This window comes from Kitasatospora sp. CM 4170 (assembly GCF_032110285.1).
GTDB lineage: Bacteria > Actinomycetota > Actinomycetes > Streptomycetales > Streptomycetaceae > Kitasatospora > Kitasatospora aburaviensis.
The window spans coordinates 8,333,546-8,356,413 of record NZ_CP134877.1 but is presented as its reverse complement, the minus strand read 5'-3'; the positions used below and the strand labels follow the sequence as shown (position 1 = coordinate 8,356,413).

The following is a 22,868-nucleotide window of genomic DNA, read 5'->3' as shown; positions in this document are numbered from 1 at the left end:
CATCCCGTCCTTCTATTGGACACTCCCCGGATCAGTGGTGCGGACGGCAGCCGTCGAACACGACTCCAAGTGTTCGATCTCGCAACTCGGGTTCCCACTGATGGCGTTCCGCCGCCATGCACACGGCGCCCAGCAGGGCCAGCAGTTCGGGCATACGCAGGTCCTCGCGCACCGCACCCTGCTGCTGGGCGCGAACCAGAAGCAGCTCGATGGCGGACCGCACGGCACTGCCGACCTCCGACATGCCCGCCTTGACATCGATCCCGGCATCGGCGAGGACATCGGCCACAGCCCTCATCCGGGTTGCGTTGTCGACGATGTCAGTGAAGAAGCCGAAGAACGCCGCACCTGCGTCCTCCGCCTCACGCAAGGCCGGCACGTGCTCGACCAGGCGCTCCATTCGGGCGACGAGGATCGCTTCGTAGAGCGTCTCCCGGGTCGGGAAGTGCCGGTAGATCGTGCCGAGGCCAACGCCCGCCTCCTGCGCCACCGCCCGCATCGACGCCGCGACCCCGTCACGGGCCAGGACGGCCTCGGCCGCCTCCAAAACGCGGGCCCGGTTGCGCCGGGCATCCGCACGCAGCGGTTTGTCCTCCTTGGTCATGCCTCTCCCTGACTCGTCTGACTCATTGACATCCGGAACAGCCGTTCCGTATCGTCCAACCGGAACGCGTGATCCGATTCTATCGGGCCCGACCAGACGCATCCGACGAGCAGAAGGCCACCGAAGATGGAATACGCACGGCTCGGCAGCTCCGGCCTGAAGGTCTCCCGAGCATGCCTGGGCACCATGAACTTCGGCCCCACCGGAGGGGTGGGTGTCGGTAGCTGCGACGAGGCCGACGCCCGGCGCATCATCGACACCTTCCTGGACTCCGGTCACAACGTCATAGACACCGCCGACGCGTACACCGGCGGCGAGTCCGAGCGGATCGTGGGCCGGGCCATCGGAAGACGACGCGACTCCGTCGTCCTCGCCACCAAGGCCTTCCTTCCCCAGGGATCCGGCGCCAACGACAAGGGACTCTCCCGAGCCCATCTCACCCGCGCCCTCGACGCCAGCCTGCGCCGGCTCGGCACGGACTACATCGACCTCTACCAGTGCCACCAATGGGATCCGGAAACTCCGATCGACGAGACCATGGCGACCCTCGACGGCTTCGTCCGCTCGGGAAAGGTGCGCTACATCGGCTGCTCGAACTTCACCGCCGCCCAGATCGTGGAGTCGCAGTGGGCGGCCGAACGCGGCGGCGGCACACGGTTCGTCAGCCTGCAGTCGCAGTACTCGCTGCTGGCCCGCGGTATCGAACCGGAGATCCTGCCGACCTGCGAACGGCACGGACTCGGGACCCTGACCTGGTCCCCGCTCGGCGGCGGTGTCCTGACCGGCCGCTACGTGCGGGACGACACCCCCGACAGGGCGTCGCGAATCGGTCGACTGCTGAACTCTCCCTCACCACTGGCTCGCGCCTGGGCCAAGGACCTACTCACCGAGCGCAACCTGGACATCGCCGAAGAGGCTGCCAAGATCGCGGCGGGCCTGGGCTCGACCTCGACCGCTGTGGCACTCGCCTGGGTACGGCAGCGACCGGGCGTCACTTCGGTGATCATCGGCCCGCGCACACTCGACCAACTCACCGGAAACCTGGCGGGCTTCGCTCTGGACCTCCCCGCCGACGCCATCGCCCGACTCGACGAGATCTCCGACGCCGGCGCCTGACTTCACTGAACGGCATCGCCGCAAGGTCGGTGCCGCGCCAGGTCCGGTCCAAGGCGGCCTACTCCTCCCTCGCCGACCGCGCCCACCCGCGCCACCGTCGGATCAAGCCGTGATCCGCGAGAAGGCCTCCGACGAGGCTCTCGAAGACATGACCCGGCGCTTGCTCAGGCAGGCGTGGCAGCTTGGCCGGCGGAAGCGGCGAAGCCGGCGATTGCGGTGAAGTCCTCGTCCTGTAGGCCGATACGCGGGTTGACGTGGTGGAGCAGGGACCGGCCGGGGTGGTTGGCGGTGATGTGCGCGTGGTCCGCATCGGTCTGCTCGTCGTCCACCCACACGAAGGACCGGCCGCCGGCAGCAGGGCCTCACCATGTGCAGGGTTGAGCCACATCGTTTCCGGTCTCACGTAGGACCGGGGGCTTGTCATCGCGGAGGGCCGACGCGCCTCGGCCGAGAGGTGGACCGTGAGATGGCCCTCGGGACACGTCCCGGTCAGCGTCGCATACGGGTTCAGCGGGCCGTCGATGTCCAGGAACAGCAGCGGTCGTCGGCTCACGGTGTCCCCTGGTGCGTCGGTCGGTTCATCGCAGCGTATCCCTCGGCATGTTGAAGGGCCCCGGCCTGGGATCAGGCGGCCGGCCGGGCCGGCACTGCGTCTGCCCACCACACCCCGGCCCTGGCGACGGTGGCGTGACGCGATCGTTCCCACCGGGACCACCGGGACCACCGGCTCGCCAACCGGGATCACCGGGCCCCGCGAATAGCCCAAGCCACCCGACGAACCGGACGCGCAGCGGTCAAGCTGATCCCAGAGCACCCTTCCGCTCGCACTCCGCACCGTTCACGCCGGGAGGCATCATGGCCCGATCGTCGCGCTTCATCCTTCGCAACATGCAGGGCAGGACCCGCCACAACCACAACTTCGACGCCATCACACAGGAGTCCGCCGTCCTCGTCACGGCCGCGATGTGGCAGTTCTCCGGAGGTGTCTTCGGGACCGACGGACGCCCCGTCCTCGGGGAGGCCGGCCACGAACCCAACGTGTACGTGACCAACATCGGCCCCCACGGGAAGCCCGGGGGCGAGGCCGGGGGCGTGGAATTCCTCCTGCACACCGAGTCGAACTCGCCGGTCGACGTAATGGTCACCGTCACGGCCTTCGAGCCCGTCGAGTCCTTCCAGGTCATCGGCTGACCGAACCGGTCGCCGCCCTGGCCGCCGGCCGGCTCGACCGCGGTGCGCCGCAACCGGGCCGCGCCGCCTCCCCTCGGCGGCCGCGGCTTCGGCGGCGGCCCGCTCGTCAGCCCGCTCGTCAGCCCGCCGCCTTCTGGAGGCCGTCGAGGACGAGGTCGAGTCCGAACTCGAACTCGTCGCCGTAGGCGTACCCGGGACGCATGACGTGGGCGGTCGCGATCTCGGTCAGGTACGGGTACTCGCCGTCACCGAATCCGCTCGTGATGGACTCCGCCAGTTCGGCGGTCTCCTGCGGGGAGTCGAACGGCAGGGCCTTCTCCTGCAGGGCGAACCCGTAGATGTAGCTGTCGAGGACCGAGACGGCGTGGGCGGTCAGGGTGAGGGAGAACCCGCCCCGGCGCAGGCAGCCGAGGACGGCGTCGTGGTGACGCAGAGTGGCCGGGCCGGGGGTGGAGCGCGACTCCATCAGCCCGATCGCCCAGCGGTGGCGGGACAGTACGAGGCGCATGGAGATCGCCCGCTGACGCATCGCCTGTCGCCAGTCGTCACCCGGCGCGGGCAGGGCGACCTCGCCGAAGACCAGGTCGACCATGCCGTCGAGCAGGTCCTCCTTGTTGGCCACGTGGTTGTAGAGGGACATCGCCTCGACTCCGACGGCCTCGCCGAGCTTGCGCATGCTGAGCGCCCCCAGGCCGCCGGCGTTGGCGAGTTCGACGGCGGCCTGCAGCACCCGCTGCCGGGTGAGCGTCTCGCGGTTCGGCTGCGGGGTGGTACGTCGGGTCACGGTGGCCGGTCACTTCCTCTCGCGGTCTCCAAACGTTGACGAGCTTACGCCGTAAGTGCTCTACTTACGGCGTAAGCCCCTTTGGGCTTGCGCCGCAGGTGGGCGAGAGACGGAACCGGGACAGTGACGATGCGGAACACGAGCGAGTCGATCGCGACCACGGACGGGCCCGGGACGATGGCGGCCGTCGTGCAGGAGCGCTACGGCACCGAGCCGGAAGCCGTGCTGCGCGTGGCACGGCTCGCCCGGCCGGGCATCGGGCCGGGCGACGTGCTGGTGCGGGTGCGCGCCTCCAGCGTGGACCGGGGCACCTGGCACATGATGGCCGGCCTGCCGTACGCGGTCCGGCCCGTGAGCGGGCTGCGCAGGCCGAAGCTCCCCAACCCCGGCCGCAACATCGCCGGGGTCGTCGAGGCGGTCGGCGCCGAGGTGACCGGCTTCGCGCCCGGCGACGAGGTCTACGGCACGGCGGCCGCCGCGTTCGCGGAGTTCGCCGCCGCCCGCCCCGACCGGATCGCGCCCAAGCCGGCCGGACTCACCTTCGCGGAGGCGGCGACGGTACCCGTCAGCGCACTCACCGCACTCCAGGCGGTTCGCGACAACGGCAAGGTCCAGGAGGGCCAGCACGTACTGATCACCGGGGCCGCCGGCGGCGTGGGTTCCTTCGCCGTCCAACTCGCCCACGCCCTCGGTGCCCGGGTCACCGCCGTCGCGAGCACCCCCAAGCTCGACGCCGTGCGGGCGCTCGGCGCCGACCAGGTGATCGACTACACGCGCGAGGACTTCCTCGCCGGCCCGCGGCCCTACGACGTCATCATCGACATCGCGGGCAACCGCGGCCTGCGGGACCTGCGCCGCGCCCTGACGCCCCGCGGCAGGCTCGTCATCACCGGCGGCGAGACGAGCGGCCGCTGGCTCGGCGGCACCGACCGGCAGCTCCGCGCACAGTTGCTGTCCCCCTTCACCGGCCAGCACCTGGGAACCTTCATCGCCTCCGAACGCGCCGACGGGCTGCGCGACGTGACCGCTCTCGTCGACGCCGGCAGGCTCAGGCCGGTCGTGGACAGCGTCCACCCGCTCGCCGACACCGCCTCAGCCGTCCGACACCTTCTCGACGGCCGCGTCACGGGCAAGGTGGCGATCAGCCTGTCGGCCGACTGACACCGTCACCGTGGCCGGCACGCAGGCCGCACGGGCCGGGCGACCACGAGGGCCCGTCGGGGTGGGTGGGGCTCAGGCGCCGGTGGCGATGGTGCTGGAGGGACTCGACAGCGCCCCCACCGATCCGACCCTGCGTTGCAGCCCGCCGCGCCCGCGGGGCGGCTCGGGTCAGTGCCGGACGAAGGGCAGATCCGCCGGCCGGACCCGTTCGCGCGGCCCCGCGGCCCGCAGCACGACGTCCAGCACCCGGGCCGGGTCGGCGGCGTAGGAGTGCGAGAACCAGGCCATGTTGGCCTCCACCACGGCCCAGCGGTGGCCGGGACGGTACGGGTCGAGGAGCTGTCCGACGTCCAGGACGACGGCGCTCGGCAGCGTGTGCCCGGCGGCGGCGACCAGACGCTCGACGAACTCCGTGATCTCCGCGCCGGTGGTCCGGTCAGCGTGGTCGGCCCCGTCCGTGCCGAGCGGGCGCGGGTCGAGCCGGCCGAACACCGCGTACCGGCTCGCCGCGGCGATCCTGCCGTCCAGCAGGAACAGCCGGTACTCGGCCGCGAAGGTCACCACCTCGGAGAGGAGCACCGGCGTCGCCGGGTCCAGGCCGGCGGGCAGCCGGGAACCGTCGGCATAGACGTCCGCCGGGAAGGACTTGTCACGTGGCGGCTTGACGAACGTCGGCCGATCGAGCGCCCACGCGTCCGCGACGGTCGCCGACCGGACCTCCCGGCCGGTGAACTCCCGAGGCAGCTCGGCGAGCCAGCCGTCCGTCGGTTCGAGCAGCGCGAACCCGAGCCGGCCCGCCAACTGCGCGCCCGCGACCGGCCCGCCGTACCAGTGCGCCGGGCCCACCACCGGGCCGGGCTCCTCCGCCGCCCGGACCACCATCCCACGACCCGCCGCCTCGACGGCCAGCAGCTCCATCGTCGACGTCCGCCGCCCCGGCATGACCAGCACCGCAACCCCCTCCGCTCCGCAAAGCCGCCACGTTGACCTGCCGCGCCCGCTACCGCTGGACGGGGCCGTGGGGCCGCGGGCCGTCCGCGGCCCACTCCGGGGCCCGTCACTCGTCCGCGGCGAGCTCGGCCTCCCAGCGCAGCAGGTCGCCCGGCTGGCATTCGAGCACCTCGCAGAGCGCGGCGAGCGTGGTGAAGCGCACCGCCTTGGCACGGCCGTTCTTGAGTACCGCCAGGTTGGCGGGAGTGATGCCCACGCGGTCCGCGAGCTCGCCCACGGACATCTTCCGCCTCGCCAGCATCACGTCGATGTCGACGGCGATCGGCATCAGATCACCTCGTCCAACTCGGCTTGCATCTGCGTCGCTTCGACATCACGCGCGACGGCCTGGGCGAGCAGCATCCGCAGCACGAGCACGATGAGCGCGACGCCCAGGATGGCCACACCGATACCAGCCATGATCACCGTGACGCCCGGGTCCTCCCGCTGGCCCGGCGCATTGACGGCCGTGACCGCGAACCACACGAGGGCGGCCGCCACGATGGCGCCGATCACACCGTCCACGTAACGGAAGGCGGCGTGGGAGAACACGGTTCCGCGTCGCACCATCGCCACCAGCCGCCATACGCAGACCAGGGCGACCTGGGCCGCCATCAGCCCCACGATCGTGATCAGGCGCAGTGGGGTCAGCGGGAGCGACCCGTCCTCCGGATCGGTGGCCAACGCCCACACCATCAGCGCCTGTACGCACACGGTTCCGGCCAGCACCACCACGAGCACGGCGCGCAGCGCACGCACGGTCAGTCTTCCCACGGCCCATCCTTCCATCGAGTTGCGATGGGAATCTATCGAATTTCGATATGTAGAACAAGGGCCGGGCCTGCGGGTGGGCGACGGCAACGCATCACGGCGGGCCGGCCGGCGGCCGGCTCGACCCGACAGGGACCCCCGGGACGACTGCGGCCCGCCTCTCGAAGCGCCGAGAGGCGGGCCGCGCTGCAGCGGACAGCCGGTAAGGGCGGCCCCGGACCGGGGGCCGGACATCCCCTCCGGGAAACAGTGAAGGTCAGTCCTCGGCGCCGGCCGCCAGGACCGCCGCGTCGAGTGCGCCGGTCAGGCGGTCCAGCAGGGCGCGCAGTGCGCCGAGGTCCTCGACCGGGAGGCTGGTGGCGGTGAGGAGCCGGCGGGGCACCCGACCGGCACGGTCGCGCAGGGCCAGCCCGGCGTCGGTGAGGCTGACCGTGACCGACCGCTCGTCCTCGGGGCTGCGCTCCCGGTGGACGAGGCCGGCCGCCTCCAGCCGCTTGAGCAGCGGGGAGAGCGTGCCCGAGTCCAGTCGCAGCAGCTCACCGATCCGCTTCACCGGAAGCTCCCCGTGCTCCCAGAGCACCAGCATGACCAGGTACTGCGGGTAGGTGAGCCCCAGATCCTTGAGCAGTACCCGGTAGACGCCGCCGAACGCGCGCGAGGCGGCGTTCAGCGAGAAGCAGATCTGCTGGTCGAGGCGGAGCAGCTCGGCATCGGGGAGCTCCTCCGCATCGCGGAACTCGTCCGGGTCGCGGAGCGTCTCGTCGGTCTCGGGGGGCGTGGCCATGCCCCCATCGTACCGACCGCGCACGCCATTCAGTTGTGCGCAATTGAATTGCGTGCTCTACTTGTACCTGCACGGCGGCCCCACCAGGCCGCCGAGGACAGAAGCACGACCGACGCAGGACGGAAGGGAACGGACCCATGGACGCGCTCTACACCGCAGTGGCCACCGCGAACGGCCGGGAGGGCCGCGCTGTCAGCTCCGACGGACAGCTGGACCTCGCCCTGGCGATGCCGCCCGCCCTCGGCGGGAACGGGCAGGGCACCAACCCCGAGCAGCTGTTCGCCGCCGGCTATGCGGCCTGCTTCGCGAGCGCGCTGAGCCTGGTCGGCCGGCAGGCCCGGGTCGACACCAGCGAGGTCTCGGTCACGGCCGAGGTCTCCATCGGCAAGGACGGCGCCGGCTTCGGCCTGGGCGTGGTCCTGCGTGTGGAGCTGCCCGACTCCCTCGCGGGCGAGAGCGGCCAGCTGCTGGTCAAGCAGGCCCACGAGGTCTGCCCCTACTCCCGCGCCACCCGCGGGAACATCCCGGTCGAGCTCGTCGTCGAGTGACCTCGCCCCACCCGGACGGGCGGAGGCCCGCCGCGCACCCCGCGCGGCGGGCCTCCGCCCGTCTCTCCCGGCCGACCGGCCGGGCCTCCGCCTGCGGCGGGCGCGGCTGCTCCGCTACCCGACCGGACCGCCGTCGGCCGCCGGGCCGCCCGCTCCACCCGCACCCGGAGCGGGCCCGCCCGGAGCAGGACCACCCGGTGCAGGACCACCCGGCGCAGAACCGGAGGGCCCGGCACCACCCGGGCCGCCTCCACCCGGCCCGGCACCACCCGGACCACCGGCTCCACCCACCGATCGGAGGACGTCGAGCCGGTGCCGGTACTCCTCCGCGTCGATCTCCCCGCGCGCGAACCGCTCCGCGAGCAACTGCTCGGCCGTCGGTGGCGCAGCCCTGGGCGGCCCACCCGGTCCGACCGGCGCACCCGGCCCCACCGGTCCGCCGGCACCACCGGCACCACCCGGCCCGACCGGTCCCCACGGCCCCGGCGCGACGGGCCGCTGCGTCCGCGAGAGGTGGCGGACCAGCGCGATCCCGGCCAGCACCAGCACCGCCAGAAGCACCAGCATCCCGAGCGCCAGCAGACCCATCCCCCAGCCGCTCAGACCGTGGCCGTGGCCGTGCCCGTTCCAGTGATACATCGCGGACCTCCTCTGCCGGCCCGGGACCGGAGCCGCCGAGGCGACCGGCCCCCACCCACCCATCGTGCGCCCGAAACCGACCGGACGAGCGTGAGGATTGTCTGAGAATGCCCGGAACCGACCTCCCGCCCCGCCGGGCAGCACGCCGGGGGTAGCGTTACTGACCATGGACCGACACCCACCGATCGACGACCCCGAGCGGCTCGTCGCGACCGGGGCGCTCCGCCGCTACGAGGACGGGCGCCTGCACCCGGCCCTCGGTTACTCGCCGATCTCCTACGTCTCGACCCGGCTCTGGGACGAGCTCACCGCCCTCGCCATCGCCCCGTCCGCGGCCACCACGACCGCGCACGCGCTGCTGCGCGCCATCGCCGCCGAGGCGGTCGACGCGGCACTCGCCCCCGGCAACGAGCGGGCCCCGCGCAACGACCTGTACGTGACCCACCCCGCGTACATCGGTCCGCACCGCCGGGTGGTCTGGTTCCAGCGCACCGGCCCGCGCGGCCTGATCACCGCGACCCTGCCGCCCGGGTCCTGAGCCGGGCTCCGGGGCCCGGGCCTCCGGACCCCGCCACCGCCCCGGGCCGCGGCCCTGAACCCGCCGGCCTCAGCGCTCGACCCAGAGCCCGTGGCAGACCCAGCTGAGCCGGGGCGGCCCGAGCACGGGCGGCCGGTCGTGGTAGGTGCCGTCCGAGACGGACATGTTGACGATCAGATAGGCGTGCCAGCCCGGCCCGACGCCGCGGCGGTCGGCGTGGATCAGCGTGTCGTCGACGAACCAGTCCACGGACTGGGCGCCGAACACGGTGCGCAGCCGGAAGGTCGCGCCCGGGGCTATACCGGCCGCGGCCCCGTGCCAGTAGCGGTAGCCGCCGCGGACGTGGTTGGAGATCTCCAGGAGGTCCGGGTTGTCGGGGTGGTACTCGAAGACGTCCACCTCGTTGCCGCCGTCGCGCCACGTCCAGATCGCCGGCCAGGCGCCGAGCTCGACCGGGAGCGTGACCTCCGCGCCGAGCACGTCCCCGGTGCGGACCTGGAAGCCCTCGGGACTGCCCTCGGTGGTGAGCAGGTTGCAGGTCCACAGGTCGCTGCCGCGCCGCCGGGTGGCCGCGAAGACACCGCCGGGGCAGTACGCGCGACTGAGGAAGTCGAGTTTGTGGTCGCCTCGGTTGGTCGGCCCCATCTGGGGATAGGCGCTGCTGCGCCCCGCCGTCCACTGCCTGGTCGAGGTGAAGTCCGCGTCGAACACGACTGCCACGGCCGCCTCCCCGGTGCCCCTGCGCGCCGCCGGCCCTCCACCGGCGGACACACAGGGTGACTTACCCGGTACGCTCCGCACTATGCGAAGCGGACCGTCCGGATCCATGGGCGGCCGGGAAGCCGGGGCCGTGGCGGCCGCGAGTCCGGCACCGCGGCGCCCTGGAAGCCCGGGCCGCGGCGGCCGGGAGGCCGCGGCGACGGTCAGCCGACCGGCGTCACCTCGGCGCCGGTCCCGCCGAAGCCGCGGAGGCTGGCGAGCCGGTCGGTGACCGAGACGACGCCGTCGACCGAGCGGCAGAGGTTCAGCACGATCGGGACGAGGTACGGCTCCGGAACGGTGCCGCTGAGCACGACACGGCCCTGGTCGACCTCCACCCCCACCTCGGCCGGGCTGACCCCCTCGATCCGGCCGAGCACCTCCTCGACGATCTCGCGGCGGATCACCCGGTCCTCGCGCAGGAAGACCCGCAGCAGGTCGCCGCGGCTGACCATGGCGAAGACCCGGCCGTCCTCGTCCAGCACCGGCAGCCGCTTCACGCCGTGCCGGGCCATCAGCCGCGCCGCCGCGACCACACTCGTCCCGGGGGTGGTGCAGACCGCCGGGCCGGTCATCAGATCGGCCGCCGTGACGGCGCCGCCCGGACCGGTGCGGGTCAGTTCGGGGGCCGGGAGCAGGCTGCCCGGGTCCTCCTGGGCCGCCAGGGTGAGCAGGAGGTCCGCCTCCGAGACGATGCCGAGCGGCCGGCCCTCGGTGTCGACCACCGGCACCCCGGTGATGTCGTACTCGGCCAACAGGGCGACGATCTCCCGGAAGCCGGTTTCGGGCGCGATCCCGACCACGGGGCTGGTCATCACTGATTCGACGCTGGCATGCCGCACGCCGGTTCACCTCGTCCGCGAGCGATGTCGGCCGGACGACCGTCGTCCGGCCGCGGTACCTGGAGCATCGCCCCTGGCAGCGGGGACCGCCAGGGGCCAAGGGGCTGAAAACGCGGGACCAACGGCCCCTGACGCCGAACACCCCGTTCACGGCCGGTCCGCCGGGCGCGGCGCGCCCGGCACGCGCCTGTGCTGTGGCGGCCCGCGCCCGGCGGGGAGAAGCTGCTCGGAGGGACCGACCGACCCTGCAGCACCAGGCCCCGCAGCACCAGGCCCCCCGCACACCGCCGTCCCTGCCACCACCGCCCCGAGGCGCTGGAGCCGACATGACCGCACCGACCAACCCCGCTCCCCCGCTGCGCTGCCTGGTCACCGGAGCCACCGGCTACCTCGGCGGCCGCCTCGTCCCCGAGCTGCTCGCCGCCGGCCACTCGGTGCGCTGCCTGGTCCGCGACCCCGGACGGCTGCGCGACCACGCGTGGCGCGCCCGGGTGGAGGCGGCCCGGGGGGACGTCACCCGCCCCGACACGCTGGCCGGGGCCTTCGCCGGCATCGACGTCGCCTACTACCTGGTGCACTCGCTGGGCACCGGCCGCGACTTCGAGGCGACCGACCGCGCCGCCGCCCGGGCGTTCGGTGAGGCGGCCGCACGCGCGGGCGTCCGCCGGATCGTCTACCTCGGCGGGCTGCTCCCCCGCGGCGTGCCGCCGCACGAGCTCTCCCCGCACCTGCGCTCCCGCGCCGAGGTCGGCCGGGTGCTGCGCTCCTGCGGAGTGCCCACCGCCGAGCTGCGGGCCGCCGTGATCATCGGCTCCGGCTCGGCCTCCTTCGAGATGCTCCGCTACCTGACCGAGCGCCTGCCCGTGATGGTCACGCCGAGCTGGGTGGGTACCCGGATCCAGCCGATCGCCGTCCGCGACGTGCTGCGCTACCTCACCGGCGCGGCGCTCCTGCCGCCGGAGGTGCACCGGGCCTTCGACCTCGGCGGCCCCGAGGTCCTCACCTACCGGCGGATGATGCAGCGGTACGCCGCCGTCGCCGGGCTGCCGCACCGGGTGATCCTGCCGGTCCCGGTGCTCACCCCCGGGCTCTCCAGCCTCTGGGTCGGGCTCGTCACGCCGGTGCCGAACCGGCTGGCCCGGCCGCTGGTGGAGTCGCTGCGGCACGAGGTGGTCTGCGCCGAGCACGACATCGCCCGGTACGTGCCCGACCCGCCCGGCGGGCTCACCGGCTTCGACCGGGCCGTGGAGCTGGCCCTGCACCGGATCCGGGACGCCGACGTGACCACCCGCTGGTCCTCCGCCTCCGTCCCGGGCGCGCCGAGCGATCCGCTGCCCACCGACCCCGACTGGGCCGGCGGGAGCCTCTACCAGGACGTGCGGGAGCGCCGCGTGATCGCCCCGCCGGCGGAGCTCTGGCGGGTGGTCGAGGGCATCGGCGGCGAGAACGGCTGGTACTCCTTCCCGCTCGCGTGGGCGCTGCGCGGCCTGCTCGACCGGCTGGCCGGCGGGGTCGGTCTGCGCCGGGGCCGCCGCGATCCGGCGCGGCTGCGGATCGGCGACTCGCTGGACTTCTGGCGGGTGGAGGAGATCGAGCGGGGCCGGCTGCTGCGGCTGCGCGCGGAGATGCGGCTTCCCGGGCTCGCCTGGCTGGAGCTCTCGGTCGCCCCGGACGGCGACGGCGGGAGCCGCTACCGCCAGCGGGCCCTCTTCCACCCGCACGGGCTGGCCGGGCACGCGTACTGGTGGTCGGTCGCGCCGTTCCACGCGGCGGTGTTCGGGGGCATGGCCCGGCGGATCGCCGAGCGGGCCGAGGCCGCCCCGCGGGAACCCGCCCCACCCGGCGCAACCATCACATGATCGACTCGTTGGACCGTCCACCAGAGCACACACGGCACCACGGACGGCCCGGCGGAGGACGCGTTGGCAGGACGGATAGACGCGGGGCGACCTCCGCGGGGCACGGCCGGGCGGCCGGTGGCCGAGGCCGAGGCGGCACTGGTCCGCCACTACCGGCGGCTGGTCCGGCTCGCGTACCTGGCACTGCCGGCCGACCGGGACCGCCACAGCCGGGTGCTGGCCGCGCACGCGGCCGTCCAGCGGGCGCTGCCGTCCCGGTGGACCCTGCGGGACCTGCTGGCCGAGCCCCTCGGGCCCGACGAGGACCCGCTCTACGCCGCCCTGCGGCAGCGGGTGCTGCGCGCCGCGCTGCGGCCGCGGCCGGGCGAGCGGCTGCTCGCGCCACGGGTCTGGGGGCTGCGGCTGTTCACGCCCGGCGGCGGTGAGGCGGACGCGGCGCTGGACCGCGGGCTCGCCGGACTCGACGCGCCCGCCCGCGCGGCGTTCGCCCTGCTCGCCGTGGACGGGCTGACGCCGGCCCAGGCCGCCGGGGCGCTGCGGCAGGCCGGTGCGGCCGAGCCCGGCCCGGCGGTCGAGCGGGCCGAGCGGCTCCGCGCCGGGTCGGAGCCGGGGCGGCCGGCCTTCGACCCCTGCGCGGTCCGCGTCCAGCCGACCGACCTGCTGCGCCGGCGCCGGGCCTGGGGCGTCTCGCTGGGGGTCGCCGTGCTCGCCCTCACCACCACCGCCGCCGTCCTGGCCGGCTCCGGCGCCGGCGAGGGCGGGGGCGGTGCGACCGCCGCCCGCCCCCGGCCCGTCCCGCCGGCCGGCACGGCGTCCGATCCGGGCCGGCTGGTCCGCACCCCGGCCGACCGGTGGCAGCACACCGCACGGATGGACTTCTCCGCCTGGCCCGCCCGCGGCGACCGCCGGGACGACCCCGCCCTGCTCGGGCGCGCCCTGACCGCCTGGGCGCAGCCCGGCCCGCAGACCCGGGCCGAACCGGGCACCGACACCGCCCCGCCGCAGGGCCCGCCGCACCTGCTCTTCGCCGGTACGGTCGACGGCGCCGCCGTGGTGGTGCTGTACGACGGCGGCCGGCTCGCCCGCTACACCGACGGGCGCGGCGGCGGGCTGGACCTCGCCCGGGCCGACGACGCGGGCGTCACCACGGCCGCGGCGGTGGTGCTGCGCCGTCAGGGCACCTCGGCCCGGTACCTGCTCGCGCCGTGGATCGAGGCCGCCGACCTGCGGCGCTCGGACCAGCCCGACGCGCCCGCCAAGCCGCTGGAGCGGACCGACGGGGTGACCGCCGCGGCGGCGGCGCCCGCGACGGCCGCCTCCCCGGGGCCACTGGCCGACTGCCGGGGCGCCGCGGTGCTCCAGCTGCGCTCCTCGCCCACCATCGCCGAGAAGCACGTCTTCCTGCTGGCCGATCTCGGCGGGCTGGTCCCGGCGCACCTCACCTACACGCCGCCGCCGGACCGCGCCCAGCCCGCCCGGGAGCCGCGCGAGGCGGCCGGCCCGGACGCGCTGCAGGCCTGGGCGCGGGGCGGCTGCGCGGTGCCGGACGCCTCACCCGGGGTCAAACAGCTCAACCTCTGGGCGTTCGCCGTCCAGCAGCTGCCGCAGAGCGCGGGTGCGGCGTCCTGGGTCTGCCTGCGGGCGGACCGCTGGGACGGCGAGGGCAGCGCGGCGACGGCCGTCCTGCTGCCAGGGGCGCGCGGGCCGCAGCGCACCGGCGGCGGTCCGGGGCGGGCGTGCAGCCGGTTCGATCAGGACACGGTCGGCTGGACGTGGTGGCGCTCCCCGCAGGGCACCGAGTTCCTGCTGGCGGCGGGCAGTCGGCGGGTCGCCCGGATCGGCGTCAAGGGGCCCGACTGGACGGCCGACCGCCCCGTGCCCGACCACACCCTCGCCGTCGAGCGCCCGGCCCGGGCCGCCGTCACGGTCGAGGGCGTGCTGGACGGCGGCACCCGGATCGCCCCGCTCCGCTGAGCCGGCGCCCGGCCCCGGACACCGAACCGCTCAGGACCGTTCAACGTACCGTCAGGTCGGCCGGGTAGTCGGTCAGCTCCATCGTGCTGACCTTCCTGCCCAGCTCCAGCATCCGGTTCAGGATCCAGCTCCGGCCCAGCAGGGCGTTGCGCAACCGCAGTCCCGCCGCCGTGCCGGGGGCCAGGAAGGGACCGGTGCGGTCGCCGCCCTTCTGGCAGCCCTCGGCGTAGCCGCGGACGGCGTTCTCGTACCGGGTGAAGGCGGCCCGGTGGTCGCCGCGGGACCGGGCGAGCTCGCCGGCCAGAACGTAGGCGGCGACCACCGCGGTGCCGGTGCCCATGCCGCCGATGGTGGCGCCGCAGGCGGCGTCCCCGACCAGGGCGATCCGGCCGGTGGACCAGGCGGGGACGTCGGCCCGGCTGATCGAGTCGAAGTAGAGCTCGGGGGCGTCGTCGAGGCTCGCCAGCAGCCGGGGCACCTCCCAGCCGAGCCCGGCGAAGGCCTTCCGGAGCAACGCCTTCTGCTGCCCGGTGTCGTGCCGGTCGTAGTCGAGTTCGGGCGCGGCGAAGAGCAGGAAGGCTCCGACCCTGGAGCGGTCCCGGTGGTCGCGGCCGACCGCGGCGAGCCGGCCCGGAACGTTCAGGCCGACCGAACCGGGAGGAAGGTCCAGGTAGTTGGGCAACTGCCAGGTGGCGGCGTAGTAGCCGAGGTGGCGGACGTAGTGCCGCTCGGGGCCGAATGCCAGCCTGCGGACGTTGGAGTGGAGGCCGTCCGCGCCGATCACCAGGTCGAACACGCGGGGCGCGCCCTGCCGGAACTCGGCGCGGACGCCGGTGGGCGTCTGCTGCAGCGCAGTGATGGAGTCGCCGAAGACGTACTCGGTGCCCGGCAGGCTGTGCCGGTACAGCACCTGGGCCAGTTCGCCGCGCGGCACCTCCAGCTCGCCGCCGGCGAAGTCCGCCGGCAGGTGGAGCCTTCGCCGGCCGTTCGGGTCGACGAAGCTCATCGAGGTACCGCCGGTGGCGATCGCCCGTAGCTCGTCGAGCAGACCCATTCGCTCCAGCACGGTGCGGTGGGTCGCACCCCGGAAGTCGACCGCCTGGCCGCCGCCGCGCAGGGCGGGCGCCAGCTCGACGACGGTGGGTTCGAAGCCGTACCGGGCCAGCCAGTGGGCCAGCGCGGGGCCTGCGATGCTCGCGCCGGAGATGAGGACCTTCGCGCCCAAGGGGACCACTCCATCCGATCAGAACCAAAACTGTGTCCGGCGGACACTGATTATCGCTGTGTACGGTAGACACAGTTCGACGGTTCGGCAAGACAAGGGCGCGGGAGCGGGATTGAGCAGCGGATCGAGCAGGGCATCGGGCAGTGGATCCGGCAGCGGGGCGAGTGCGACGGCACAGCTGCTCTGGGGCCCACCGCCGAAGCCGGCCCGTGGCCCGAAGCCGGCCCTCAGCCTGGACCGGATCGCCCGCGCAGGCATCGAGATCGCGGACGCGGAAGGGCTCGGCGCCGTCTCGATGCAACGGGTGGCCGGGCTGCTGGACTACACCAAGATGTCGCTCTACCGCTATCTGCCCGGCAAGGCCGAGCTGGTCGCCCTGATGGTGGAGGCGGCGGTCGGCGAGCCGACCGAGCCGGTCGCGCCGACTGAGCCGTCCGGATGGCGCGGTCAACTCCTCGACTGGTCACACCACTTGGCGGCTGCGTTCGCCGCACACCCGTGGTTGCTGGACGCCACCGTGGGCCCCCGGCTGATGGGCCCCAGGGAGCTCGCGTGGCTGGAGCGGGTGGTGGCCGCCCTGGACGGCACCGGACTGACCGGGCCGGAGCGGATGGACGCCGCCGTCCTGCTCGCCGGCCACGTCCGCAGCATCGCCGAGCAGGCCCGGGCGGCGGGGCCCGGCGGCGAGCCGGAGTCGGAGCTGCTGGCCGCCCTCGGCGGCCTGCTCCAGGAGCACGCGGACCGCTTCCCGGCCCTGGCCGCCGCCACCCGGGAAGTCGCCGTCGACGGCGGGCAGGACGAGGCGTTCGGGTTCGGCCTGGAACGCATCCTGGACGGGCTGGAGGCCCTGATCACCCGCCGGAGCGGGCCCGCGGGCAGCTGAAACGGATCACCGGGGGCATGGGCTCAGCGCGTGTGGCGCAGGGCCTCCAGCTCCTCGGTCATCCGGCCGAGGAAGCGGGCCACGGCGGCCAGCTCGGCCGGGGTGAACTCGCCGCGCACGGCCTCGGTGCGCCGCGCCACCGGCGCGAACCACTCGCCGGCCATCCGCCCGGCGCCCGGGAGGTAGTGCACGAACACCTGGCGGCGGTCGGCGGCGTCCCGGGTGCGGCGGATGTGCCCGGCCCGCTCCAGCCGGTCGAGCACGGCGGTGACCGCCCCGGAGGTCAGGGCCAGCTCGTCGCGCAGCCGGCCGGGAGTGATCCCGCCAGGGCCGCCGTCCGGGCCGGGGGCCGCCCGCATCACGGCCAGCAGCGCCTGGACGTCGGTGGCGTGCAGGCCGCTGGCGGCGGCGAAGCCGTGGCCGAGCAGGTTGAGTTCGGAGGCGAGGTCCTGGAGCAGGCGGCCGAGCGCCGGCGCGTCCGACGCTGCCGGGTCGGCCGGGGCGGGCACGCCGGGCGAGGCGGGCGATCCGGGCGAGGCGGGCACGCCGGGCGAGGCGGGCGATCCGGGCGAGGCGGGCACGCCGGGCGAGGCGGGCGATCCGGGCACGGTGGGCGGGGTCGTCCTCGGCTCCTGCTCCGACAAGGTGATCCGCTCCGGTCGCGTACGGCGTTTACCCGATCAGCCTATCGGCCGCCCACCACGCTCACCACGCCCGCCGACGCCCGGCGCCGCCCGGCGGACCGTCAGACCCGCTCGCCGACCTGCTCCGGCACGGCCGCCCGCTCCGTCGCCGGCCGCACCCGGGCCGGCCACCAGACCCGGTCGCCCAGGTCGCGGACCAGCGCGGGCACCAGCAGCGAGCGCACCAGCAGGGTGTCCAGCAGCACGCCGAAGGCCACGATGAAGGCGATCTGCGCCAGGAAGGCCAGCGGGATCACGCTCAGCGCGGCGAAGGTCGCCGCGAGCACCACCCCGGCCGAGGTGATCACGCCGCCGGTCGCGGTCAGCCCCCGCAGCACGCCCTCCCGGGTGCCGACCCGCAGCGCCTCCTCCCGGACCCGCGTCATCAGGAAGATGTTGTAGTCCACCCCCAGCGCGACCAGGAAGACGAACCCGTACAGCGGCACCGAGGGGTCGGTGGCGGTGAAGCCGAGGACGTGCGGGAAGACCACGGCGCTGACGCCGAGCGTGGCCAGGTAGGAGAGCGCGACGGTGGCGGCGAGCAGCACCGGGGCCAGCAGTGAGCGCAGCAGCAGCACCAGGACGGCGAGGACGCAGAGCAGCACCGCCGGCATGATCAGCGACCGGTCGCGCTCCGCCGTGACCCGGGTGTCGTACTGCTGCGCGGTGTACCCGCCGACCAGCGCCTCCCCGCCCGGTACGGCGTGCACGGCCTCCCGCAGCCGGCGCACGGTGGCGATGGCCTCGTCGCTGTCGGCCGGGTCGGCGAGCGTGACGTCCAGCCGGACCCGCCCGTCGACGGTCCTGGGCGCGGCCCCCGGCGCGCCGCCGGTGTAGGGGCGGACGCCGGCCGTCCCGGGCACGGCGGCCGCAGCCGTCACCGCCCCGGCGTGCCCGGCCGCGGCGAGCACCACCGCCGGGTTGCCGGCGCCGCCGGCGAAGTGCGCGGAGAGCAGTCGCTGGCCGTCTGCCGAGGGCTGGGGTTTGACGAAGAGTTCGGACTGCGGGACGCCGCCGGAGTCGAGCGCCGGGGCGAAGGCGGCCAGCGCGGCCAGCACCGCGAGGCTCGCGGCCCAGGTGGTCCGGGGCCGGCGGCCGACCAGCGCGGCCACCCGCTGCCACACGGCGTGCACCGGCGCCCGCCCGTCGGCGGCCGGGCGGGCCGGCCAGTAGGCGGTGCGGCCGAGCAGGGTGAGGGCCGCCGGCAGGAAGGTGAGCGCCGAGACCACCGCGCAGCCGATCCCGATCGCGCCGACGGGCCCGAGCGCCCGGTTGTTGGTGAGGTCGGAGAGCAGCAGGACGAGCAGACCGAGGGCGACGGTGGCGCCGGAGGCCGCGATCGGCTCGACCGACTGCCGCCAGGCGGTCCGCATCGCGGCGAACCGGTCCCCGTGCAGGTGCAGTTCCTCGCGGAACCGGGCGGAGAGCAGCAGGCCGTAGTCGGTGGCGGCGCCGATCACCAGGATCGAGAGCAGGCCCTGGACCTGGCCGTCCACCCGGACCAGGCCGTGGTCGGCGAGCAGGTAGACCAGGGCGCAGGCGGTGGCGAGGGCGAAGACCGCGCCGAGGATCACCAGCAGCGGGAGCAGCACGCTGCGGTAGACGGCGAGCAGGATCAGCAGCACCACACCGAGCGCGACGCCGAGCAGCAGCCCGTCGATGCCGGCGAACGCGCGGCCCAGGTCGGCCGCGACGGCGGCCGGGCCGGCCAGGCCGACCTCGGTGTCCGGCACCTGCTCGGCGAGGGCGCGCACGGCCCGGACGCTGTCGCCGGTCTGCCGCCCGAGGTCGGAGCGGAATTGGACGACGCCCTGCAGAGCCCGGCCGTCCGCGGCGGTCAGAGCGGGCGAGACCCGCCCGGTGGCGCCGGGGACGGTCGCGGCGGCGCGCAGCACGTCCTCCGCGGCGGCGCGCTGCCCGGCGTCGACGGCGCCGGTGCGGCTCTCCCAGACCACGATCACGGGCAGGGTGGCGGGGGTCTGGAACTCCTGCCCCAGTCGCGCGACTTCGGTCGACTCGGCGCTGCGGGGCAGGAACGCGGCCCGGTCGTTGGTGGCGACCTCGGAGAGCCGTCCGGCGTACGGGCCGAAGGCGCCGCCGAGGCCGAGCCAGGCCACCAGCAGGGCGAGCGGGATCAGCAGCCGGGCTCGGCGCCGGGCGGTGGGGCGGCCGGTGAGCATCGTGGAACGCCCTTCGTGGCGGGGCCGGTGACGGTCCGCCGCATCCTATCTCTCAATCATCGAGATACTTCACCGGCTGAGATTTCCCGCGGCGCGCCGCGGGCCCGCGCCCCTGAGCCTGCGCCGCCGGGGGCGGTGCGGCTCGGGCCGGCGCTCCGCGTGTCCGCGGTCGGCCGGGGGCCGCGCCAGCAGTCCGGCCGCGGAGAGCGCGGCCCAGCCGAGCGACACCGCCACCGCCATCGCCCGGTGCCGCCGCTTCGGCAGCGCGGTGGCGAGCAGCGCGGCGTCACCCAGGTCGGAGGCGATCCGCAGCAGGGTGGCCGTCCGCAGCGCGGACGCGTCCGGGGCCAGGACCATGGCGAGGCCGCAGGCGGCGTCGCGGAAGGCGAGCGGGCGCAGGCACGCGGCCACGTCCGCGGGGACCGACCCGTCCGGGCCGCCGATCCCGGACGGGCGGGCCAGCAGCTCCGGGCGGCGCGCGACGGCGAACCCGTAGACGGCGGTGACGGCTCCGGTCAGGCGCAGCAGACGCTCGTTCACGGCGCGGCTCTCCTCGGGTCGACGGCTCTGCTGCGGGCCGCGGGGGCGCCTCCCCCGCGGCCCGCATCGTGGGCCCATCATGGACGACCGGGCGGCCCGGCCGGGGCCGACACGTCCGGCGGTGGCCCTTCCGGGGCGGCCGGGGTGTCCGCCGGCGCGGCGGCCGGGCGGCCGATCAGGTACTCGGCGACGAGCAGGTTGATCAGCCAGGGCGCCCAGGCCGCACCGGCGTATGCGGTGTCGAACTCCGCGCCGACGGCGTCGAAGAGGGGCAGCCAGATCCGGAGGGTGACGGCCGTCAGGATCAGCGCGTACGACCTGATCGCCCAGCGCCGGTGGCGGTCGAACCGCCGCGCCCGGGCGGTCCGGTGGGCCGCGGCGGAGGCGGCGAGGGTGAGGCCGCCCAGCACCGCGAAACCCACCGGGGCCACCGGCGGGACCAGTGCCCGCGGGGCCAGCAGCAAACCGCCCACGCCGGTCAGCGCCGCGCTCACCAGGTAGGCGCGGCCGGTCCACCGGTGCGCACCGGGGTGCCGGGCCCGCCATCCGGGGAGGAACTGCCAGGGGCCGAGCAGCAGGGCGAGGACGCCGGCTCCGATGTGCAGCAGGAGCGGGGCGAGGTGGGCGGTGTAGACGGCCTGCTGCCCGTCGAGGAAGGTGTCCTGATCCAGCGTGAAGTAGCGGGAGGAGAGCAGGGCGGTCGCCGCGGCGAGGAGGGTCATCACGGCCCAGCCGGTCCGGCGGCGGAGGGAGCGGACCGGCCTGGCCCGGTCCGCCCGCGGCCGGGGGCTCCGGCCGGGAAGGTCGGCCGGGGGCACGCGGTCGGCGGTAGACGGGTTCATACCGCGAAAGCTACGGAGCGGGAGGCGGCGGGGGCTTCCTCCCGGCGGGGTCCTCGCGGCTGCCCCGACGGGGGTGGCCGGGGCCGGACCGGGGTGGCCGACCACCCCGGCGGGGCGGCCCCGAATACCCCAGGAGGGCGATGTGCGCGGCGGGCCGGGCCGCTACCGTTCCCCCGGTCCCCACCCCGTGCCCCTGCCCGTGCCCCTGACCGTGTCCCATGACCCTGACCATGCCCCATGGCCCCGCCCGCAACGGGCCGTTCCGGGAGCGCGGCAGGCGCCGGGCCCGCCACCGAGACGCCAGGAGCCGCGTTGAACCGACCCGCCACCGGCCTCCGGGCACGCCTCCCCGACCGGTTCCTCGACCCCGCGCTGGCAGCCGCCTTCCTCGTCGCGATGCTGGTGGGGCGGGTCGGAGCCTCGGACGGGCTCGGCGGCCGGGCCGTCCCGGCCGCCGCCCTGAGCCTGGCCGTCGCCGGCGCGCTGGCCGCCCGCCGGACGGCGCCGCTGGCGTCCTACGTCGCCGGCTCGGCCGCGCTGGCGGCCGAATCGCTCCTCGGCCTCGGCAGCCCGGTGTCGCCCTACGCCAACCTCATCGGCCTCTACTCCCTGGGCCTGCACGCCTCCCGCGGGCGGGCCCGGCTCGGGCCGTTCGTGGCGCTGGCCACCATGGCCGGGTACTTCGCGCGGGTCGACGGCGCCCGTACCTACCCGGCGATCCCGGCCGGCGTGCTGTTCGTCTGGCTGCTCGGCTGGGCCCTCGGCTACGGCACCGCGCGGCGGCTGGAGGAGCGGGACGCCGCCCGGCTGCGGCTGCGCCGCGAGGCCGTCGCCCAGGAGCGCACCCGGATGGCGCGGGAGCTGCACGACCTGGTGGGCCACACGGTCACCCTGATGCTGGTGCAGGCCGGCGCGGCGCGGCGGCTGCTCGACCACGACCCGGCGCGCGCCCGCGAGGTGCTCGCGGAGCTGGAGCACACCGGGCGGGAGTCGCTCGACGAACTGGACCTGGTCCTCGGGCTGCTCCGCGGCGGTCCGGACACGCCGGAGCGGGCGCCCGACGACCCGCCCGAGGACCCGCCGGACGACCCGTCGGACCGGCCGGGCCTGGCGGACCTGTCGCGGCTGACCGGCCGGATCGGCCGGGCCGGGGTCCGGGTCGGCGTCCGCGTCGACCCGGCGGTGGGCGCGCTGCCGCACAGCATCGACGTGTCGGCGTACCGGATCGTGCAGGAGGCGCTGACCAACACCGTGCGGCACGCACGGGCCGGCTCGGCGGAGGTCACCGTCCTGGTCGCGGACGACGACGCGCTGCTGCGGGCCGGGGTCGCCCTGGTCCTGAGCACGGCCTGCAGGCCGTCGAGCTGTGCCGCCGCCTGGCCCCGGACGTGGTGCTGATGGACGTCCGGATGCCCGGGATCGACGGCGTCGAGGCGACCCGCCGGATCGTCGCGGCGGGCCTGCGCACCCGGGTCCTCGTCCTGACGGTCTTCCAGCACGACGACTACGTCTGGGGCGCGCTCCGGGCCGGCGCCGCGGGCTTCCTGCTCAAGCGCACCTCGCCGGAGCGCCTGATCGACGCCGTGCGGACGCTGGCCGCCGGCGAGCTGCTGCTCGACCCGGCCGTGACCCGCAGTCTGGTCGCCCGGGTGGTCGCGGCCTCGCCGGGCGGGCCGGCAGCCGAGGACGGGGATCCCCGGCTGGCCCGGTTGACCGCGCGGGAGCGCGAGGTGCTGCGACTGGCCGCCGAGGAGCGGTCCAACGCGGAGATCGCCGACCTGCTGGTGCTGGCGGAGTCGACCGTGAAGACCCACATGAAGCGGGTCCTGGCCAAGCTGGGCGCGCGGGACCGGGCCCAGGCCGTCGCCATCTCCTACCGCGGCGGCCTGATGGCCCGGTGAGCCCCGCGGCCCCGAGGACCGAGGGCCGCGGGAGGTACGGCGGGAACCGGCGGG

Annotated in this window: 23 protein-coding genes and 1 pseudogene; 10 read left to right on the top strand and 14 right to left on the bottom strand. The window is 75.1% G+C overall.

Going from position 1 to position 22,868, the window contains the following annotated elements; genetic code table 11:
* Positions 1–31: 31 nt before the first annotated feature.
* Positions 32–604, bottom strand: a complete 573-nt coding sequence (locus tag RMN57_RS34865) for a helix-turn-helix domain-containing protein (protein ID WP_313767293.1) — start codon at positions 602–604, stop codon at positions 32–34.
* A gap of 126 nt (positions 605–730) precedes the next feature.
* Here RMN57_RS34865 and RMN57_RS34860 point away from each other — a divergent pair, with 126 nt between their 5' ends.
* Positions 731–1,720 (top strand): aldo/keto reductase, encoded by a 990-nt coding sequence (locus tag RMN57_RS34860; protein WP_313767292.1) that lies wholly within the window; start codon positions 731–733, stop codon positions 1,718–1,720.
* Between the two features lie 164 nt (positions 1,721–1,884).
* On the opposite strand, the pseudogene RMN57_RS34855 reads toward RMN57_RS34860, so the two are convergent.
* Positions 1,885–2,273 (bottom strand): annotated as a pseudogene (locus RMN57_RS34855) (hypothetical protein).
* A 335-nt stretch (positions 2,274–2,608) separates the two neighbouring features.
* On the opposite strand from RMN57_RS34855, the gene RMN57_RS34850 reads away from it, so the two are divergent.
* Complete coding sequence (locus RMN57_RS34850) at positions 2,609–2,911, top strand: hypothetical protein (protein WP_313767291.1); 303 nt, start codon at positions 2,609–2,611, stop codon at positions 2,909–2,911.
* A 118-nt stretch (positions 2,912–3,029) separates the two neighbouring features.
* Here RMN57_RS34850 and RMN57_RS34845 read toward each other — a convergent pair whose 3' ends face one another.
* Positions 3,030–3,695 (bottom strand): TetR/AcrR family transcriptional regulator, encoded by a 666-nt coding sequence (locus tag RMN57_RS34845; protein ID WP_313767290.1) that lies wholly within the window; start codon positions 3,693–3,695, stop codon positions 3,030–3,032.
* Positions 3,696–3,824: 129 nt separating this feature from the next.
* Here RMN57_RS34845 and RMN57_RS34840 point away from each other — a divergent pair, with 129 nt between their 5' ends.
* The gene (locus RMN57_RS34840; RefSeq protein WP_313767289.1) at positions 3,825–4,856 is read left to right on the top strand and encodes an NAD(P)-dependent alcohol dehydrogenase; all 1,032 of its coding nucleotides are present in this window, start codon (positions 3,825–3,827) and stop codon (positions 4,854–4,856) included.
* A gap of 168 nt (positions 4,857–5,024) precedes the next feature.
* On the opposite strand, the gene RMN57_RS34835 is transcribed toward RMN57_RS34840, so the two are convergent.
* The 4 genes from RMN57_RS34835 to RMN57_RS34820 form a co-directional block, all read right to left on the bottom strand.
* The gene (locus tag RMN57_RS34835) at positions 5,025–5,774 is read right to left on the bottom strand and encodes an ATP-grasp domain-containing protein (RefSeq protein ID WP_313768065.1); all 750 of its coding nucleotides are present in this window, start codon (positions 5,772–5,774) and stop codon (positions 5,025–5,027) included.
* A gap of 139 nt (positions 5,775–5,913) precedes the next feature.
* Entirely contained in the window at positions 5,914–6,135 is a 222-nt protein-coding gene (locus RMN57_RS34830; protein WP_313767288.1) for a helix-turn-helix transcriptional regulator, read from the bottom strand.
* Entirely contained in the window at positions 6,135–6,620 is a 486-nt protein-coding gene (locus tag RMN57_RS34825) for a DUF2975 domain-containing protein (RefSeq protein ID WP_313767287.1), read from the bottom strand. The genes RMN57_RS34830 and RMN57_RS34825 overlap by 1 nt, the downstream gene beginning before the upstream one ends.
* A 253-nt stretch (positions 6,621–6,873) precedes the next feature.
* The gene (locus RMN57_RS34820) at positions 6,874–7,401 is read right to left on the bottom strand and encodes a MarR family transcriptional regulator (protein WP_313767286.1); all 528 of its coding nucleotides are present in this window, start codon (positions 7,399–7,401) and stop codon (positions 6,874–6,876) included.
* Positions 7,402–7,538: 137 nt separating this feature from the next.
* On the opposite strand from RMN57_RS34820, the gene RMN57_RS34815 reads away from it, so the two are divergent.
* Positions 7,539–7,949, top strand: a complete 411-nt coding sequence (locus RMN57_RS34815; protein ID WP_313767285.1) for an organic hydroperoxide resistance protein — start codon at positions 7,539–7,541, stop codon at positions 7,947–7,949.
* A gap of 805 nt (positions 7,950–8,754) precedes the next feature.
* Positions 8,755–9,126 (top strand): hypothetical protein, encoded by a 372-nt coding sequence (locus RMN57_RS34810; protein ID WP_313767284.1) that lies wholly within the window; start codon positions 8,755–8,757, stop codon positions 9,124–9,126.
* Between the two features lie 69 nt (positions 9,127–9,195).
* Here RMN57_RS34810 and RMN57_RS34805 read toward each other — a convergent pair whose 3' ends face one another.
* Positions 9,196–9,846, bottom strand: a complete 651-nt coding sequence (locus tag RMN57_RS34805) for a beta-glucanase (protein WP_313767283.1) — start codon at positions 9,844–9,846, stop codon at positions 9,196–9,198.
* A 203-nt stretch (positions 9,847–10,049) separates the two neighbouring features.
* Positions 10,050–10,700 (bottom strand): CBS domain-containing protein, encoded by a 651-nt coding sequence (locus RMN57_RS34800; protein ID WP_313768064.1) that lies wholly within the window; start codon positions 10,698–10,700, stop codon positions 10,050–10,052.
* Between the two features lie 353 nt (positions 10,701–11,053).
* Here RMN57_RS34800 and RMN57_RS34795 point away from each other — a divergent pair, with 353 nt between their 5' ends.
* Positions 11,054–12,586, top strand: a complete 1,533-nt coding sequence (locus RMN57_RS34795) for an SDR family oxidoreductase (RefSeq protein WP_313767282.1) — start codon at positions 11,054–11,056, stop codon at positions 12,584–12,586.
* A gap of 63 nt (positions 12,587–12,649) precedes the next feature.
* Positions 12,650–14,560 (top strand): hypothetical protein, encoded by a 1,911-nt coding sequence (locus RMN57_RS34790; RefSeq protein ID WP_313767281.1) that lies wholly within the window; start codon positions 12,650–12,652, stop codon positions 14,558–14,560.
* 40 nt (positions 14,561–14,600) lie between these two features.
* Here the strand turns inward: RMN57_RS34790 and RMN57_RS34785 are convergent, their stop codons facing one another.
* Positions 14,601–15,785, bottom strand: coding sequence for an FAD-dependent monooxygenase (locus tag RMN57_RS34785; protein ID WP_313767280.1), 1,185 nt, complete (start codon positions 15,783–15,785; stop codon positions 14,601–14,603).
* 112 nt (positions 15,786–15,897) lie between these two features.
* Here RMN57_RS34785 and RMN57_RS34780 point away from each other — a divergent pair, with 112 nt between their 5' ends.
* Positions 15,898–16,668: a TetR/AcrR family transcriptional regulator C-terminal domain-containing protein gene (locus tag RMN57_RS34780; RefSeq protein ID WP_313767279.1), complete on the top strand. Its 771-nt coding sequence runs from the start codon at positions 15,898–15,900 to the stop codon at positions 16,666–16,668.
* A 23-nt stretch (positions 16,669–16,691) separates the two neighbouring features.
* Here the strand turns inward: RMN57_RS34780 and RMN57_RS34775 are convergent, their stop codons facing one another.
* The 4 genes from RMN57_RS34775 to RMN57_RS34760 all read right to left on the bottom strand — a co-directional run bounded on the left by RMN57_RS34775 (position 16,692) and on the right by RMN57_RS34760 (position 20,913).
* Positions 16,692–17,312 (bottom strand): MarR family transcriptional regulator, encoded by a 621-nt coding sequence (locus tag RMN57_RS34775; RefSeq protein WP_313767278.1) that lies wholly within the window; start codon positions 17,310–17,312, stop codon positions 16,692–16,694.
* A 101-nt stretch (positions 17,313–17,413) separates the two neighbouring features.
* Positions 17,414–19,531, bottom strand: a complete 2,118-nt coding sequence (locus RMN57_RS34770) for an MMPL family transporter (protein WP_313767277.1) — start codon at positions 19,529–19,531, stop codon at positions 17,414–17,416.
* Between the two features lie 69 nt (positions 19,532–19,600).
* Positions 19,601–20,071: a hypothetical protein gene (locus RMN57_RS34765; RefSeq protein WP_313767276.1), complete on the bottom strand. Its 471-nt coding sequence runs from the start codon at positions 20,069–20,071 to the stop codon at positions 19,601–19,603.
* A gap of 77 nt (positions 20,072–20,148) precedes the next feature.
* On the bottom strand, positions 20,149–20,913 hold the full coding sequence (locus tag RMN57_RS34760; protein WP_313767275.1) for a DUF2306 domain-containing protein: 765 nt from the start codon (positions 20,911–20,913) through the stop codon (positions 20,149–20,151).
* Between the two features lie 312 nt (positions 20,914–21,225).
* Between RMN57_RS34760 and RMN57_RS34755 the strand changes: the two genes are divergently transcribed.
* Together RMN57_RS34755 and RMN57_RS34750 are read left to right on the top strand one after the other, a co-directional pair.
* Entirely contained in the window at positions 21,226–22,311 is a 1,086-nt protein-coding gene (locus RMN57_RS34755) for a histidine kinase (RefSeq protein WP_313767274.1), read from the top strand.
* Positions 22,311–22,814, top strand: a complete 504-nt coding sequence (locus RMN57_RS34750; RefSeq protein WP_313767273.1) for a response regulator transcription factor — start codon at positions 22,311–22,313, stop codon at positions 22,812–22,814. The genes RMN57_RS34755 and RMN57_RS34750 overlap by 1 nt, the downstream gene beginning before the upstream one ends.
* The last annotated feature ends 54 nt before the right edge of the window (positions 22,815–22,868 follow it).

Excerpts from the sequence above, each read along its gene's own strand:
- RMN57_RS34830 (WP_313767288.1), bottom strand. The coding sequence starts at position 6,135 with ATGCCGATCGCCGTCGACATCGACGTGATGCTGGCGAGGCGGAAGATG.
- RMN57_RS34850 (WP_313767291.1), top strand. The coding sequence starts at position 2,609 with ATGCAGGGCAGGACCCGCCACAACCACAACTTCGACGCCATCACACAG.
- RMN57_RS34835 (WP_313768065.1), bottom strand. The coding sequence starts at position 5,774 with ATGGAGCTGCTGGCCGTCGAGGCGGCGGGTCGTGGGATGGTGGTCCGG.
- RMN57_RS34860 (WP_313767292.1), top strand. The coding sequence starts at position 731 with ATGGAATACGCACGGCTCGGCAGCTCCGGCCTGAAGGTCTCCCGAGCA.
- RMN57_RS34865 (WP_313767293.1), bottom strand. The coding sequence starts at position 604 with ATGACCAAGGAGGACAAACCGCTGCGTGCGGATGCCCGGCGCAACCGG.
- RMN57_RS34840 (WP_313767289.1), top strand. The coding sequence starts at position 3,825 with ATGCGGAACACGAGCGAGTCGATCGCGACCACGGACGGGCCCGGGACG.
- RMN57_RS34820 (WP_313767286.1), bottom strand. The coding sequence starts at position 7,401 with ATGGCCACGCCCCCCGAGACCGACGAGACGCTCCGCGACCCGGACGAG.
- RMN57_RS34795 (WP_313767282.1), top strand. The coding sequence starts at position 11,054 with ATGACCGCACCGACCAACCCCGCTCCCCCGCTGCGCTGCCTGGTCACC.
- RMN57_RS34815 (WP_313767285.1), top strand. The coding sequence starts at position 7,539 with ATGGACGCGCTCTACACCGCAGTGGCCACCGCGAACGGCCGGGAGGGC.
- RMN57_RS34810 (WP_313767284.1), top strand. The coding sequence starts at position 8,755 with ATGGACCGACACCCACCGATCGACGACCCCGAGCGGCTCGTCGCGACC.
- RMN57_RS34770 (WP_313767277.1), bottom strand. The coding sequence starts at position 19,531 with ATGCTCACCGGCCGCCCCACCGCCCGGCGCCGAGCCCGGCTGCTGATC.
- RMN57_RS34800 (WP_313768064.1), bottom strand. The coding sequence starts at position 10,700 with ATGACCAGCCCCGTGGTCGGGATCGCGCCCGAAACCGGCTTCCGGGAG.
- RMN57_RS34760 (WP_313767275.1), bottom strand. The coding sequence starts at position 20,913 with ATGAACCCGTCTACCGCCGACCGCGTGCCCCCGGCCGACCTTCCCGGC.
- RMN57_RS34750 (WP_313767273.1), top strand. The coding sequence starts at position 22,311 with ATGGACGTCCGGATGCCCGGGATCGACGGCGTCGAGGCGACCCGCCGG.